Source organism: Chromatiales bacterium, from assembly GCA_014762505.1.
Lineage (GTDB): Bacteria > Pseudomonadota > Gammaproteobacteria > SpSt-1174 > SpSt-1174 > SpSt-1174.
The window spans coordinates 1-12,969 of the sequence record JABURS010000008.1 but is presented as its reverse complement, the minus strand read 5'-3'; the positions used below and the strand labels follow the sequence as shown (position 1 = coordinate 12,969).

Below are 12,969 nucleotides of genomic sequence, written 5' to 3'. Positions count from 1 at the left end.
GCATTTTACCGGACGCCGATCCGCTTGTGGATTGGGTTTTTCAACAGCCTGCTAGAACTCAGCGCCGACGAACGCAACCTGCTGGACAGCCAGGACGCCATCATCGGTCGCATCGGGCCGCTGCAGTCACGCATCGTCGAGCTCATTCTGGCCGAACGAAGCGATGCCGCCCGTGCGCTGCTGCTCAATGAGGCCATTCCGCTGCAGGATGAGGGCTTCCAGCACCTGTCCATCGTGCTCAAATACCAGTCGGACGCTGCGGAGCTGGCCCATGAGGAGGCCCACGAAAAGCACCGCCGGGCGCTGATCTTCGTTGTCACGCTGGTCGCGGGAATCGTCCTGCTCAGTACCTTCGTGGCACTGTTCATCATCCGCCGTACCACCGAGAACGAACAGGCCATCCAGAAGGCGCGCGAACGCGCCGAGATCACCCTTTACTCCATCGGCGACGGGGTGATCACCACCGACGATCGTGGCCGGGTGGAGCAGATCAACGCCTCGGCACAGAACCTCACCGGCCATAGAGAGGAAGACGCCCGGGGCCGCTTCGTCAACGACATCATCCACTTTGTCCGCGAGGCCGACCACGCACCGATCCCGAATCCGGCGGTGATGGCCATGGACAGGAGCCGCACCGTCACCGCCGATGCCGATGTGCTGTTCGTGCGCAGCGACGGCCGCGAATTCGCCGTGGAATATACCGCATCACCCATCTTCGATGGCCATCGCCGCGCCTCCGGGGCCATCCTGGTATTCCGCGACGTGACCGAGAGCCGGGCACTCACCCACCAGATCGCCTACCAGGCGCGTCACGACGGACTCACCGGTCTGCACAACCGCAACGAGTTCGAGCGTCATGTCGACGACCTGCTCAGCGAACTGCGTCGCTACCCCGACGGCATGCACTGGCTGTGCTTCGCCGACCTCGACCAGTTCAAGGTGGTCAACGACACCTGCGGCCATCTGGCCGGTGACGAGCTGCTCAAGCAGGTCGCCGGCGTGTTCCGCTTGTACCTGCGCGACAGCGATTTCGTGGCCCGCACCGGCGGCGACGAGTTTGCCCTGGTGCTGCGTCATTGCGACGAGGAGGGTGCCCGCAGCGTCATCGAGCGCATTCGCCGCGACCTCGCCGAGTACCGCTTCAGCTGGGAGGACAAGGCCTTCACCATCGGGGCCAGCTTCGGTCTCGTGCCCATAACCACCGAGAGCGGCACTCTCTATGACCTGCTCAGCGCTGCCGACACCGCCTGCTACAGCGCCAAGGACCAGGGGCGCAACCGCATCCATGTCTACCGGCCCGACGACGACGCCATCTCGCGGCGCGAGGGGGAGATGCACTGGGTGCACGAGATCACCAGTGCGCTGGAGGAAGACCGCTTCCAGCTCTATGCCCAGCGCATCATTCCCGCTGAACCGGACCATGATGCCCCCTTGCACGTCGAAATCCTGGTCCGCATGACCGCCCGCAGTGGCGGGCTCTCACCGCCCATGGCCTTCATCCCGGCGGCCGAGCGTTACAACCTCATGCACCTGATCGACCGCTGGGTGGTACGCAACAGCCTGCGTCAGTTCGCGGATTACCGCGCGCCGGGGATCTGGCAGATCAGTATCAACCTTTCAGCACAGTCGCTATGCGATGACGACTTCCTGCAGTTCCTGCTGGAAGAGGTGGAGGACGCCAATCTGCCTCCCGAACACCTCTGCTTCGAGATCACCGAGACGGCGGCCATCGCCAACCTCACCCGTGCCATCGCCTTTATGCGGCGCATGAAGGCCCTGGGCTGCCGCTTCTCGCTGGACGACTTCGGCAGCGGACTGAGCTCCTTCGGTTACCTGAAGACCCTGCCGGTGGACTACCTGAAGATCGACGGCAGCTTCGTGCGCGACATCGGCGAGGACCCGATCGACCTCGCCCTGGTGGAATCCATCAATCAGATCGGCCACATCCTCGGCATCGAGACCATCGCCGAATACGTGGAGAACGACGAGATACGTCGCCAGCTGGAGGAGATCGGCGTGGACTACCTGCAGGGCTACGGCATCGCCCGTCCCGAACCGCTGGCCACCCTGCTCAATCATCGGGATTGACCGGCCGGCCGCCCGGCGCTATCTTGCATTTTTAATTCGCAAACAGCGTAATCCCATGAATCTGAAACCGCAGGACGTCTTCATCACCCTCAAGCTCGTGGCCCTGGGCAAGCAGCCCTGGACCTATGCCCAGCTCGCCGCCGAGCTGCACATGAGCGCCTCGGAGATCAACGGCGGGGTCAAGCGCGCCATCCGCGCCCGACTCATCGCCCCGGCCGCCGGACGCGGCGCCAATCCGCGCCCCATCATCATGGCCCTGGAGGAATTCCTCATCCACGGCGTGAAATACGCCTTCCCGCCCAACCGCGGCACCATGACCCTGGGCGTCCCCACCAGCTATGCCGGCCCGCCCATGCGCGACCTGGTCCAGCCGCACGAAGACCTGCCGCCCATCTGGCCGGACCCCAAGGGCCAGACCAAGGGCATCGCCTTCGAGCCACTGTACAAGTCCGTCTCCAAGGCCGCGCAGGCCGACCCCAAGCTCTACGAACTGCTGAGCCTGGTCGACACCATCCGCGACGAACGCGCCCGCGACCGCAACCTCGCCGCGCGCGAGCTCAGCGGCCGTCTGAAGGAGTGGGCGGGCTCGCTGTAGGGGCGTGAGGGCGAAGCCACCCGGTGAGGCGGGCACTGCCCGCCGCCCCATTGCCTGTTGCCACAGAGGTCACAGGGGTATAACGGGGTGGTTTTACTCCGTGCCCTCTGTCCTCTGTGGCGCCTGGACTTTTCGCCTTACGCCTTACGCCCTCAGTTCGACAACCATCTTCGCCCCGCCGAGCGGCGAGTCCTCGATGCGCAGCCGCCCGCCGTAGGCGTCGACGATCTCGCGCACCATGGCCAGGCCGATGCCGTGGCCGGGGGTGTGCTCGTCCAGGCGCATGCCCCGGGCGAGGATGGCCTCACGCCGTGACGGCGCGATGCCCGGGCCGTCGTCCTCCACCACCAGGCACAACCGGCCATCCTCGGCATGGGTGGTCACCCGGACCTGGCTGGACGCCCATTTGCAGGCATTGTCCAGCAGGTTGCCGACACACTCCATCAGATCCCCCGCCTCCATGCGCAGCCTGAGCCCGGGCGTCAGGTGGCGCTGCATGACGATCTGCCGTTCGCGGTAGACCTTGGCCAGCGACCCCAGGATGCGCTCCACCACCTGCGCCAGGTCCACCGGTGCGGCCAGGGCGCGACGACCGGCGGTGGCCGCGCGCTGCAGCTGGTAGGCCACGATGTCGTCCATGCGCTGCAACTGCTCGTCGACTTCCCGCCGCCAGGCCGGCGGCAGGGCCGGCTCCCCGAGCATGCCCCGCAGCACGGCCAGCGGCGTCTTCAGGCTGTGGGCGAGATCCCCCAGGCCGTCGCGATAGCGCTGCTGGCGTGCCCGTTCCTGCCCGAGCAGGGCGTTGAGGTTTTCGGTGAGCGGTCGCAGCTCGCGTGGATAGTCGCGGCGCAGCCCGTCCTGCGTGCCGGTCTCGATGGCCTTGACCTCCCGGGTGACGCGGCGCAGGGGCGCGAGCCCCCAGCGCAGGGTCAGCCCCAGCACCGCCACCAGCAGCACCCCCATGCCCCCCAGCCAGGCGAAGAGGTCACGGCGATACTGGCGCAGCTGCGCGAGGTAGGGGCCCAGCTCCTCCAGGACGACGAAGTTGAGCGGCAGGGTGGTACCACTCGCCTCCCAGCTCACCATCATGCGCAAGGCATGCAGCGGCGGCTCGGATGCCAGACGCTCGAAGCGGGTGTCCGTGGTACCGGAGACGTCGGGGAAGGGAATGTCCAGGCCACGTGCCGAGGGCGAGACCCACAGCAGCCGGCCACGGGCGTCCTGCACCGCGGCGTAGAGGCCGGACTCGGAGACGTTGAAGCGCGCCTCGCCAAGGCGCTCGGGCAGGCTCAGCTCGCCGCGAGGGCCCACCTCGGCGGCCGCGATGAGCAGGTAGACCTGGGCCTGCAGGCGTTCGCGGGCGGCGTGCTCGGCGCTGTCGCGAAAGGCGCGCTCCAGGGCCGCCGCGGTCAGGAGCACGAACAGCCCCACCACCAGCACGGCGGCCAGGCCCACGCGCAGGCCGAGGCTCACGGGCCTCATGCCGGCGCCTCCCTCGCCGGGTTATTCGTCACGGGTCTCCAGCGCGAAGCGGTAGCCGCGCCCGCGCAGGGTGTCGATGGGCCTGAGGGTATTGTCGGGGTCGAGCTTGCGCCGCAGGCGCCCCATCAAGACCTCGATGACGTTGCTGTCCGGATCCTCGTCGTGGGGGTAGAGATAGTCGGCGAGCTCGGCCTTGGAGACCACCTTGTCCCGGTGGCTGACGAAGTACTCGAGCATGCGGTATTCGAAGCCGGTCAGCCCCACCTCCACCTCGTCACGCAGCAGGCGCTGTCCCTGCATGTCGAGCACGAAGGGACCGAAACACAGCCGGCTGGAGGGTGCCCCGGCCGCGCGGCGCAGCAGGGCCCGCACGCGGGCAAGCAGCTCCTCCATGTGGAAGGGCTTGACCAGATAGTCGTCGGCCCCGGCCTCCAGCCCTGCCACCTTCTCCTCCCACTTGCCACGGGCGGTGAGCACCAGGATGGGCAGGCGACTGCCGTCCCCGCGCAGGCGCCGGATCACGTCCAGCCCCGGCAGCCCGGGCAGGCCCAGGTCGACGATGGCCAGGTCATAGGGAAATTCGCTGGCCTGGTAGAGACCGTCCTCGCCGTCGGCGGCGGTGTCGACCATGTAGGCCTCGGCGACCAGGCGCTCACGCAACTGCTCGCGCAGCCGGGTCTCGTCTTCGATGATGAGGATACGCATGGGGAAGATCCTAGCGGCGGACGTGCGCCTCGACATTGACCACCCGCACACGGTGGTCGGGCGTGAGGACCTTGATACGGTGCACGGTGCGGCCCTTTTTCGTCACGGTCTCGGCGGAAAGGATGCGCCCGCCGGTCTCGGTACGCACCTCCTCGACCGCCTGTTCCAGCGTCGGGCTCAGGGCCGCCTCGCCGGCCGCGAACACCGGCAGGGACAGGCAGCCGAAGAGCAGGGCTGCGGGCATCAGGATTCTGAACAGGCGCGTGCACATGGCGGGGCTTTCTCCACCGAGGGGAATATCGCGAACGGGATCGAGCATACACACTGCTGGCACTCAACACTACCAGGGGCATGCCGGAAACCGCGAGGGGGCACATGGCCCCCTCGCATCCGCCCCTCACCCTGGATCAAAGGTCCAGGTTGTAGTTGATGCTCACGCGCACGCGGCTGTCGCTGTGGCGATGACGGTCCACCACATAGACGTCGCGACGGGCCGGTACATGGTAGACGTGACGCACCGGACGCGGGCCATGGGCATGATGGTGACGGTCATGGCCGTACCCCTTGCCGGGGTGTGCGTGGCGATGATGGTCATGACCACGATCATGTCCCCTGTAGGCGTGCATCGGATGCCCCGGCCTCACCGGATGGTAGCGGTGATGCCCTTCGCGATATCCGTCACGCTCGCCCCGTCGATGTTCCCGATGGCCCTCGCGCTGCCGTTCCGGGGCCTGGGCATGCCTGCCATGGCGTTCCATCTGCGCGCGATGATCGCCCCGCTGGTCATCGGCGCTGGCCAGTCCCGCACCGAAGACCAGCGGCACGGCCAACAGCAGGGCGGAAATCAGGTGCTTGCGGTTTTTCATGACGATCCTCCTTCTGAGGTTCTCTGGGTGTCGGGGCCCATTCTCACCACAGGCACTGAATCGATTCTGAACCGCCCGGCCGTGTTATCGTCGCCCCCCATGAACCCGTCTCGCCGCGATGCCGCCTGTCCACTCTGCGGACACGCCGACAGCCGGCCCTACCACCAGGACCGGCGCCGGGTGTACCGGCAGTGCCCACGTTGCGCCCTGGTGTTCGTGCCATCAGCGTTCCACCTCGCGCCCGAGGCGGAAAAGGCCGAATACGACCGGCACGAGAATGCACTGGACGCCCCCGGCTACCGCCGTTTCCTCTCGCGCATGGCCGAGCCCATGCTGGCGCGCCTGCCCCCGGCGGCATCCGGACTGGACTTCGGCTGCGGTCCGGCACCGCTGCTGGCCGAGCTGTTCCGGCAGGCCGGCCACCGCATGGCGGTATACGACCTCTACTATGCCAACAACCCTGACGCGCTCACCGGCCGCTACGACTTCATCACCTGCACCGAGACCCTCGAACACCTGGCGCGACCGGCCGGGACCCTCGCCCGCTGGCTCGACCTGCTCGCACCCGGCGGGCTGCTCGGCATCATGACCAAGCGGGTGCGAGACCACGCAGCCTTCAGCCGCTGGCACTACATTCAAGACCCCACACATATCGCCTTTTACGCAGATGCCACCTTCGAATTTCTCGCTCGTGAATACGGGCTCGCACTGGAAGTCATCGGGCCCGACGTGGTGATCATGCAGAAAAAACCACACCGCCCCGGGGCTTGAAGCCCGGGACCCGATGGGGCTATCTATCGGTTACTGCCAACCACACCCGACACCAGGAGCACCACCATGTGGTTCGACAAGCCGCTCGACCTCCCCAGCGCCGAAGAGGCCCTGCCGGGGCGTGACACACCGATGCCGGTGGAGGGAACCCATGCCGTCAACGGCCACCCCATCGTGCCACCCTTCCCCGCCGGCCTGCAGCAGGCGCTGTTCGGACTGGGCTGCTTCTGGGGTGCTGAGCGCCGCTTCTGGGAACAACCCGGCGTCTACAGCACGGCCGTGGGGTATGCCGGCGGCCACACGCCGAACCCGACCTACCAGGAGGTCTGTACCGGCCTGACCGGACACAACGAGGTGGTGCTGGTGATCTTCGACCCGCAGCGGCTGCACTACGCGGATCTGCTCAGGATATTCTGGGAGGCCCACGATCCCACCCAGGGCATGCGCCAGGGCAATGACATCGGCACCCAGTACCGCTCGGGTATCTATACCTGCACCGCCGAGCAGACCGAACCGGCGCAGGCCAGCCGCACGCGCTACCAGGCGGCGCTGACGGCCGCCGGCCGGGGGGCCATCACCACCGAGATCCGCGAGGCCCCGCCCTTCTACTATGCCGAGGACTACCACCAGCAGTACCTGGCCAAGAACCCGGGCGGCTATTGCGGCCTGGGCGGTACCGGCGTGCGTTATCCGGTGCCGGCCGCTTGACACACTAGAACTTACATTCTAGTGTGTCGACATGACCGAAACCGCTACCGACCTCCTCGCGTCTCCCAGCCCGACCCGGCGCAAGGTACTCGATGCCGCGCTCGCCCTCTTCAGCGAGCAGGGCTATTTCAACACCGCCATCCCCCATATCGTGAAACGCTCCGGCGTGAGCACCGGCTCGATCTACCACCACTTCGGCGACAAACAGGGCATTGCCCGCGCCCTCTATGCCGATCTGCTCAAGGGGATGGATGACGCACTGGCGGCGATCTGCAGCCAGGTCCCCGATGCCCGCGGACAGGCCCTGGCCGTGGTGGAATACCTCTTCGAGCAGGCCGAGCGCGCGCCCCTGGCCACTGCCTTCATGCTCTCCACCCGGCATCGCGAGTTCCTGCCGGGCGAGCCGCCGATCTGTTCCTCCCAGCCCTTCAACCGCATGCGGGACATCGTCGCCCGCGGCATAGCCCGTGGCGAGATGCGCGACGGCGACCCGGCGGTGCTGGCCGCTGCCCTCTTCGGCGGCCCCCTGCGCCTCGTCCAGCTGCGTCTGGACCGCATCCTGCCGCGACCGCTGCCGACCTACCTCGTCGAGGCCTGGGAGGCCGCCTGGCTGGCGGTAAGCCGCGGCTGAGTTTTTTGCGACCATGACTAGAACGAATATTCGTTTTATAACAAGCGGAGGACCGATGAACGAATCGACCGAGACCTGGTGCAGCGTCTGCGTCTACCACCCGCCCAACCTGCCGGGGGAGGCCTATGCCGCGGCCGACTGGCAGGAGCTGCAGTCGCGCCACTGCGCCTACGACTGCCAGCCGGGCGGTGCCGACTGCCTGGCCTGGCGCAAGACCAGCTGTTCGCTGGTCGACCTCGAGGCCCTCAAGGCCAGCAACCGAGGCCAATAACCCTGAACCAATAACCCTGGACCAACACCCCGAGGAATCCCGATGACACGCATCGCCACCCTGCTCACGACCCTGCTGCTGGGTCTCGCCCTGCTGCTGCCGGCCCATGCTGCCGACACCCCCGCCAGTGATGCCCGCGCCCTGGGCGACCTCGAACGCGGCCAGGGGGTGTTCCTGGTCGATATCGGCGACCCCGGCAAACTGGCCTTCTACCTGGAGGTCATCGAGGGCACCCACGCCAACCTGCTGCGCCAGGACGTGACGCCGGACTTCGTGCTGGTCTACATCGGGCCCAGCGTGAAATACCTCAGCCGCACGCCCGACGAGGACGCCCTGTTCGAGCACCATGATGCCCTCGAGCGTATCGCCGCGAGCATCGCCCGGCTGGAGGCACTGGGCGTGCGCCAGGAGGTCTGCGCCGTGGCCACCCGGGTCTTCGGCATCGAGAACGACAGCCTCCTGCCGGGGCTCAGCCTGGTCGGCGACGGCTTCGTCTCCCTGATCGGCTGGCAGGCCCAGGGCTACCACCTGGTACCCGTGTTCTGACTTCCCCTCGCCCTCGCCGTGCATTGGCGCTAGGCTAGGCCATGGACATAGCAACCTGCACAGGAGACAGGGAATGAAGGCCATGGTCATGACCACCACCGGCGGGCCAGAGGTGCTGCAGCCGTCCGAACTGTCCGTGCCGAAGGTCGTCGACCCGCACCAGATCCGGGTGCGGCTTCGCGCCGCCGGCGTCAATCCCATCGACACCAAGCTGCGCGAGCGTGGCGTGTTCTACCCCGATGCCCTGCCCGCCATCCTCGGCTGCGACGGGGCCGGCGAGGTGGAGGCCGTGGGCGATGCCGTCAGCCGCTTCCGTCCCGGCGACCGGGTATGGTTCTGCAACGGCGGACTGGGCGGTGAGCCCGGCAACTACGCCGAGTACACCGTGCTGGATGAGCATGTCGCGCGGGCCATGCCCCAGACCCTGGACTTCGCCGAGGCCGCTGCCGGACCGCTGGTCCTGATCACCGCCTGGGAGGCACTGGTGGACCGGGCCGGCATCGAGCCGGGCGACCGGGTGCTGATTCATGCCGGTGCCGGCGGGGTGGGCCATGTGGCCATCCAGCTCGCCCGCCACTTCGGCGCACGCGTGGCCACCACGGTCGGCTCGGCCGAGGGCGCGGCACTCGCCCGCGAACTCGGCGCCGAGTTCGTCATCAACTATCACGAGACCGACTTCGTCCACGCCATCGACGAATGGAGCGAAGGCGACGGCGCCCATATCGTGCTCGACACGGTGGGCGGCGAGACCTTCCGCCGCAGCATCGAGGCCACAGCCCACTACGGTGACCTCGTCACCCTGCTCGACCCCGGCAGCGGTGTGGACTGGCGCGAGGCCCGCAACCGCAATCTACGCATCGGCTTCGAGCTCATGCTCACGCCCATGCTGCGCGACCTGCCGGCCGCCCGCGCCTGGCAGGGCGAGATACTGGACCGCTGTGCCGCCCTCATCGACGCCGGCGAACTGCGCCTGCGGGTGCAGGACCGCTACCCGCTCGCCGAGGCCGCCCAGGCCCACCGGCGGCTGGCGCAGGGCGGCATGCAGGGCAAGCTCGTACTCCTGCCCTGAGCCCGACTGAAATGCCGGTCGCAGGCGGACGTTGTATCGCCCCGTCACATTGGTGTAATGTGCGCGACTTCGCCTGGTCACCGGGAGCCCATGCCGCGCATGATGCCCGCCACCCACAAGCCGTCGCCGGACACCGTCATCGAGCTGCTCTGCCAGCAGGGCTGCCAGTCGGTGCGTCGTGCCATCACCCGTATCGAGCAGGGCGAGAGCCCCTGCGGCACCGAGGGGCTGTCGCCCGCCGAGTGCCACGCCGTGCTGGCCGAACTGCGCGCCATCATGGCCGTGTACGACCACTAGCCTCGACGCGACAGGCATGAAAAAGGCCGGTGCCCCGCAACGGGGACACCGGCCTTTTTGTTTCTGCCCTCGCCGCCGGTCAGCGACGGGGGCGGCGCGGACGGTTCACCTCGACACGCACCGGTAGCGGGCGGGCCGCCGGCCCTCCCAGCACCTGCTCCAGGGCCTGAACCATCCACTCGATAAATCGCTTCATGTCGCTACCCCCTGTCATGAACGGGTGAATCGCGTTGCGGGCGACCGGGTCGCCCGCCGCGGGATACTCGCTTCAAACCCAGCCGATGATCAGTCAGACCACGGCCTCACGCTCGGGTTCGACCGCATCGTCACATCCATTCTGGTGCCTCCTGCGCAGCAACGGACAGACCAATGGGGCCTGAAACTAAAAGCAGGAAACGGGCCAGGACCGACAATACCCCACGGAGCGGCACACAGCGGGGCCTTGCGCCGGCTTCCTTCACCGCAGGAGCGACAGGGACGGCGGAAAAGCGTCAGGATTTGACAGCCCAGGGGCAAGCACAGGCAGGAAACCGTCATGACAGCACCCGCAGCCGCGGGCTATGATCGTGACAGGACTTCAACAACAACGAGTGATGTCATGCATTCAGCATTACGGGGGATCGTCGCCACGGCGGCATTGGTGTTCACGGTCGGCAGTGCGGCCCAGGAGGGCATGTCGCCCCTGCCGCCCAACAGCGGCGTGGCGCGCGCCGCCTTCACCAGCCAGGTCATCGAGGGCGAACCGGTGGACCAGGTGGTGGTGCTCACCAACAACATCCGCGAGATCAACTACTTCACCGACCTGCGCGGTATGGCCGGGCGCACGGTCACCCACCAGTGGGAACATGAGGGGCAGGTCGTGGGACGTATCAGCTTCGGCATCGAGGAGCCGCGGCGCAAGGTCCACTCCACGCGCCAGCTCGACCCCGCCGCGACGGGCCACTGGACGGTACTGGTGCTGGACGAAGAGACCGGCTGGCCGATCCATGCCAGCACCTTTCGCTATGACCCCGTGCCCCCCTGAAGGACGGATCAGCCCTCCAGATCACCCGCGGGCCCGGGAGACGGCGGGGCGACGTCGCCCTCGGGGGCCGGCGTCCCGGCCTCGCCAGACCCGGCTTCGCCGGCAGCGGTGTCGGCCGGCGAGGCCGCGGCAGGCGCCGACATCGCGAGCAGACGCTCGAACTCCTGCCGGGCGCGCTCGCGCACCTCACGCTCACGGGCCGCACGGGCCGCCTGATACTCCGCGCTCGAGATATCCGGCTTGCTGGTGACAGGGGCGGGTGATTCGGCCGGCTGGGGAGGAGCGGCCGGTGCTGCGGCCGGCTGCGGCGGTGTCGGCCGCGCGGCGGCAACCTGTGCCTCGGCCGGCGGCGCGGCCTCGGCCGCAGGACTCTCCTGCACGGCCTCAGGCCCGGCCTCGTTCTCGAAGGGCCACCAGCCCTTGTACCAGGCGGCTGCCGCCACCGCACCGACTACCAGCAGCCCGATGACCAGGCGCATCCGCCGACGCCCGCGTTGCTGCTTGCTCCACATGGCCACGATCGTGTCGTTGAAACGGTCCTGTAGCTTGCGTTTGGCCGCCGTGCGCGGCTTGTTCACCTCTACCAGCTCGTCCCGCCGCAGGTCGACCGTTTTCTTCTCGGCCGGTTTCTTCTCCGTTGCCTTTGCCGCCGGCCTGGCCGGTGTCTCCTTCGCCGGTCGCGCGGGCTCCTTGCTGGCGGCGGCCTCCCGTGCCTGTTGCTCGGCGGCGTCGCGCTGCGCCTCGGCCTGGCTGACCTGCTTGCGCATGGAATTGACCTGGGCCGTCATGCGCATCACCGAATGCTCGGCATTGCGCTTGGCCTGCTCGGCGGCCTCCAGCTCCACCGCCATTTTCGCCAGCTCGTTCTCGGCCTCCTGCTGGGCCAGCTCGGCGGCATCGGCCCGCACGAGCAGGCCATCGATCTCGGCGCGCAGGCTCTCCACCTGTTCGGCCACCTGTTTCCCCGTATCGCCCTCCTTGCGCAGGATCCTGAGTTCGGCCTCGAGCTGGTTGACCTTGTGCTCGAGCTGGCCCTTGCGCTGCTCGGCCGCGCGCTGCGCGCCCTCGACCTCGCCGGCCTTCTTGCGCGCGAGCTCCAGTTCCCGGCGCAGGCGCTGCACCTGCTCCTCGGCCTGGCGATGCGCCTCCTCCTCCAGACGCAGCAGCTCCTCGGTCTCGCTGCGGGAACTCTCGGCATCCGAACCGAGGCGGGCGAGCTCGGCCTCCGCCTCGCGGGCGCGGCGGCTGGCCTCGGCCAGCTCCTCCTCCAGGCGGCTGGCACGCGCTTCCGCCTGCTGCCGGGCAACGATCTCGTCCTGCAGGGCGTCACCCCCGCTGGCCGCCTCGCTGAGCTGCGCCTTGAGGCGGGCGATCTCGTCCTGGTAGTCGGATTGCACCCGTTCGGCGGCATCGGCGCGCTTCTTGGCAGCCTCCAGCTCTCGCTGCACCCGCCCCAGTTCTTCATCCTGCTTGAGTCGGTCGCCTCCCTGCTGGCGGAACATCATCTCCTGGCGCACCCGCGCCAGCTCGGATTCCACCGCCTTGCGCGACTCCTCCGCCTGACGGGCGCGCCCCAGGGCCGCGTCCACCTGTTTCTGGAATTCGAGGATCTCGGCCTCCACGTCCGAGTCGGACTGGGCCTTCTGCAGGGCAGCCTCTGCCTGGCTGCGCCTGGCCTGCTCATCGGCCAGCTGGCGCTGCAACTCGTCCTGCCTGGTCTTGAATTCACCAAGCTGCTGACGCAGCCCGTCGGCCTCCTTCAGACGGGCCTCTGCCTCGCGCAGGCGGGTCAATGCGGCCTGCAGATCCCCCTTGAGCTTTGTCACCATCGCCTCATCGACACTTCCCCCCGCGGCAGCGGCCGGGGCGGGTGCGGCGGGTCTGGGCGCGGGCTGTCCTTTATACAGATCTCCGAG

The 12,969-nt window shown here is 67.9% G+C and carries 15 protein-coding genes; 10 read left to right on the top strand and 5 right to left on the bottom strand.

Annotation, left to right across the window (positions count from 1 at the left end):
- Positions 1 to 24 precede the first annotated feature (24 nt).
- Both HUJ28_00240 and HUJ28_00235 read left to right on the top strand, forming a co-directional pair.
- Positions 25 to 2,088, top strand: coding sequence for an EAL domain-containing protein (locus HUJ28_00240; GenBank protein ID MBD3617892.1), 2,064 nt, complete (start codon positions 25 to 27; stop codon positions 2,086 to 2,088).
- A 55-nt stretch (positions 2,089 to 2,143) separates the two neighbouring features.
- Positions 2,144 to 2,683, top strand: coding sequence for a hypothetical protein (locus tag HUJ28_00235; GenBank protein MBD3617891.1), 540 nt, complete (start codon positions 2,144 to 2,146; stop codon positions 2,681 to 2,683).
- Between the two features lie 144 nt (positions 2,684 to 2,827).
- Here the strand turns inward: HUJ28_00235 and HUJ28_00230 are convergent, their stop codons facing one another.
- From HUJ28_00230 to HUJ28_00215, 4 genes are all read right to left on the bottom strand, one after another.
- Complete coding sequence (locus HUJ28_00230; protein MBD3617890.1) at positions 2,828 to 4,165, bottom strand: GHKL domain-containing protein; 1,338 nt, start codon at positions 4,163 to 4,165, stop codon at positions 2,828 to 2,830.
- Between the two features lie 21 nt (positions 4,166 to 4,186).
- Complete coding sequence (locus tag HUJ28_00225; GenBank protein MBD3617889.1) at positions 4,187 to 4,870, bottom strand: response regulator transcription factor; 684 nt, start codon at positions 4,868 to 4,870, stop codon at positions 4,187 to 4,189.
- 10 nt (positions 4,871 to 4,880) lie between these two features.
- A complete protein-coding gene (locus tag HUJ28_00220; protein ID MBD3617888.1) occupies positions 4,881 to 5,114 on the bottom strand; it encodes a PepSY domain-containing protein in 234 nt (77 codons plus the stop codon).
- 163 nt (positions 5,115 to 5,277) lie between these two features.
- Positions 5,278 to 5,736 (bottom strand): hypothetical protein, encoded by a 459-nt coding sequence (locus tag HUJ28_00215; protein ID MBD3617887.1) that lies wholly within the window; start codon positions 5,734 to 5,736, stop codon positions 5,278 to 5,280.
- Positions 5,737 to 5,835: 99 nt separating this feature from the next.
- On the opposite strand from HUJ28_00215, the gene HUJ28_00210 reads away from it, so the two are divergent.
- The 8 genes from HUJ28_00210 (at position 5,836) to HUJ28_00175 (ending at position 11,053) form a co-directional block, all read left to right on the top strand.
- Positions 5,836 to 6,507 (top strand): class I SAM-dependent methyltransferase, encoded by a 672-nt coding sequence (locus HUJ28_00210; GenBank protein ID MBD3617886.1) that lies wholly within the window; start codon positions 5,836 to 5,838, stop codon positions 6,505 to 6,507.
- Between the two features lie 66 nt (positions 6,508 to 6,573).
- Entirely contained in the window at positions 6,574 to 7,215 is a 642-nt protein-coding gene (gene msrA, locus HUJ28_00205; GenBank protein MBD3617885.1) for a peptide-methionine (S)-S-oxide reductase MsrA, read from the top strand.
- Between the two features lie 31 nt (positions 7,216 to 7,246).
- Positions 7,247 to 7,846, top strand: coding sequence for a TetR/AcrR family transcriptional regulator (locus HUJ28_00200; protein MBD3617884.1), 600 nt, complete (start codon positions 7,247 to 7,249; stop codon positions 7,844 to 7,846).
- 55 nt (positions 7,847 to 7,901) lie between these two features.
- On the top strand, positions 7,902 to 8,117 hold the full coding sequence (locus HUJ28_00195; protein MBD3617883.1) for a hypothetical protein: 216 nt from the start codon (positions 7,902 to 7,904) through the stop codon (positions 8,115 to 8,117).
- A gap of 42 nt (positions 8,118 to 8,159) precedes the next feature.
- Complete coding sequence (locus HUJ28_00190) at positions 8,160 to 8,663, top strand: DsrE family protein (protein ID MBD3617882.1); 504 nt, start codon at positions 8,160 to 8,162, stop codon at positions 8,661 to 8,663.
- A gap of 73 nt (positions 8,664 to 8,736) precedes the next feature.
- Positions 8,737 to 9,732 (top strand): zinc-dependent alcohol dehydrogenase family protein, encoded by a 996-nt coding sequence (locus HUJ28_00185; protein MBD3617881.1) that lies wholly within the window; start codon positions 8,737 to 8,739, stop codon positions 9,730 to 9,732.
- Positions 9,733 to 9,834: 102 nt separating this feature from the next.
- Positions 9,835 to 10,029, top strand: a complete 195-nt coding sequence (locus HUJ28_00180) for a hypothetical protein (GenBank protein ID MBD3617880.1) — start codon at positions 9,835 to 9,837, stop codon at positions 10,027 to 10,029.
- A gap of 598 nt (positions 10,030 to 10,627) precedes the next feature.
- Entirely contained in the window at positions 10,628 to 11,053 is a 426-nt protein-coding gene (locus HUJ28_00175) for a DUF2914 domain-containing protein (GenBank protein MBD3617879.1), read from the top strand.
- Between the two features lie 8 nt (positions 11,054 to 11,061).
- On the opposite strand, the gene HUJ28_00170 is transcribed toward HUJ28_00175, so the two are convergent.
- On the bottom strand, positions 11,062 to 12,882 hold the full coding sequence (locus HUJ28_00170) for a hypothetical protein (protein ID MBD3617878.1): 1,821 nt from the start codon (positions 12,880 to 12,882) through the stop codon (positions 11,062 to 11,064).
- Between the last annotated feature and the right edge of the window lie 87 nt (positions 12,883 to 12,969).

Bases quoted from the DNA above. Each gene is read 5' to 3' on its own strand.
- HUJ28_00235 (MBD3617891.1), top strand. From the start codon at position 2,144: ATGAATCTGAAACCGCAGGACGTCTTCATCACCCTCAAGCTCGTGGCC.
- HUJ28_00230 (MBD3617890.1), bottom strand. From the start codon at position 4,165: ATGAGGCCCGTGAGCCTCGGCCTGCGCGTGGGCCTGGCCGCCGTGCTG.
- HUJ28_00225 (MBD3617889.1), bottom strand. From the start codon at position 4,870: ATGCGTATCCTCATCATCGAAGACGAGACCCGGCTGCGCGAGCAGTTG.
- HUJ28_00220 (MBD3617888.1), bottom strand. From the start codon at position 5,114: ATGCCCGCAGCCCTGCTCTTCGGCTGCCTGTCCCTGCCGGTGTTCGCG.
- HUJ28_00215 (MBD3617887.1), bottom strand. From the start codon at position 5,736: ATGAAAAACCGCAAGCACCTGATTTCCGCCCTGCTGTTGGCCGTGCCG.
- HUJ28_00210 (MBD3617886.1), top strand. From the start codon at position 5,836: ATGAACCCGTCTCGCCGCGATGCCGCCTGTCCACTCTGCGGACACGCC.
- msrA (MBD3617885.1), top strand. From the start codon at position 6,574: ATGTGGTTCGACAAGCCGCTCGACCTCCCCAGCGCCGAAGAGGCCCTG.
- HUJ28_00200 (MBD3617884.1), top strand. From the start codon at position 7,247: ATGACCGAAACCGCTACCGACCTCCTCGCGTCTCCCAGCCCGACCCGG.
- HUJ28_00195 (MBD3617883.1), top strand. From the start codon at position 7,902: ATGAACGAATCGACCGAGACCTGGTGCAGCGTCTGCGTCTACCACCCG.
- HUJ28_00190 (MBD3617882.1), top strand. From the start codon at position 8,160: ATGACACGCATCGCCACCCTGCTCACGACCCTGCTGCTGGGTCTCGCC.
- HUJ28_00185 (MBD3617881.1), top strand. From the start codon at position 8,737: ATGAAGGCCATGGTCATGACCACCACCGGCGGGCCAGAGGTGCTGCAG.
- HUJ28_00180 (MBD3617880.1), top strand. From the start codon at position 9,835: ATGCCCGCCACCCACAAGCCGTCGCCGGACACCGTCATCGAGCTGCTC.
- HUJ28_00175 (MBD3617879.1), top strand. From the start codon at position 10,628: ATGCATTCAGCATTACGGGGGATCGTCGCCACGGCGGCATTGGTGTTC.
- HUJ28_00170 (MBD3617878.1), bottom strand. From the start codon at position 12,882: ATGGTGACAAAGCTCAAGGGGGATCTGCAGGCCGCATTGACCCGCCTG.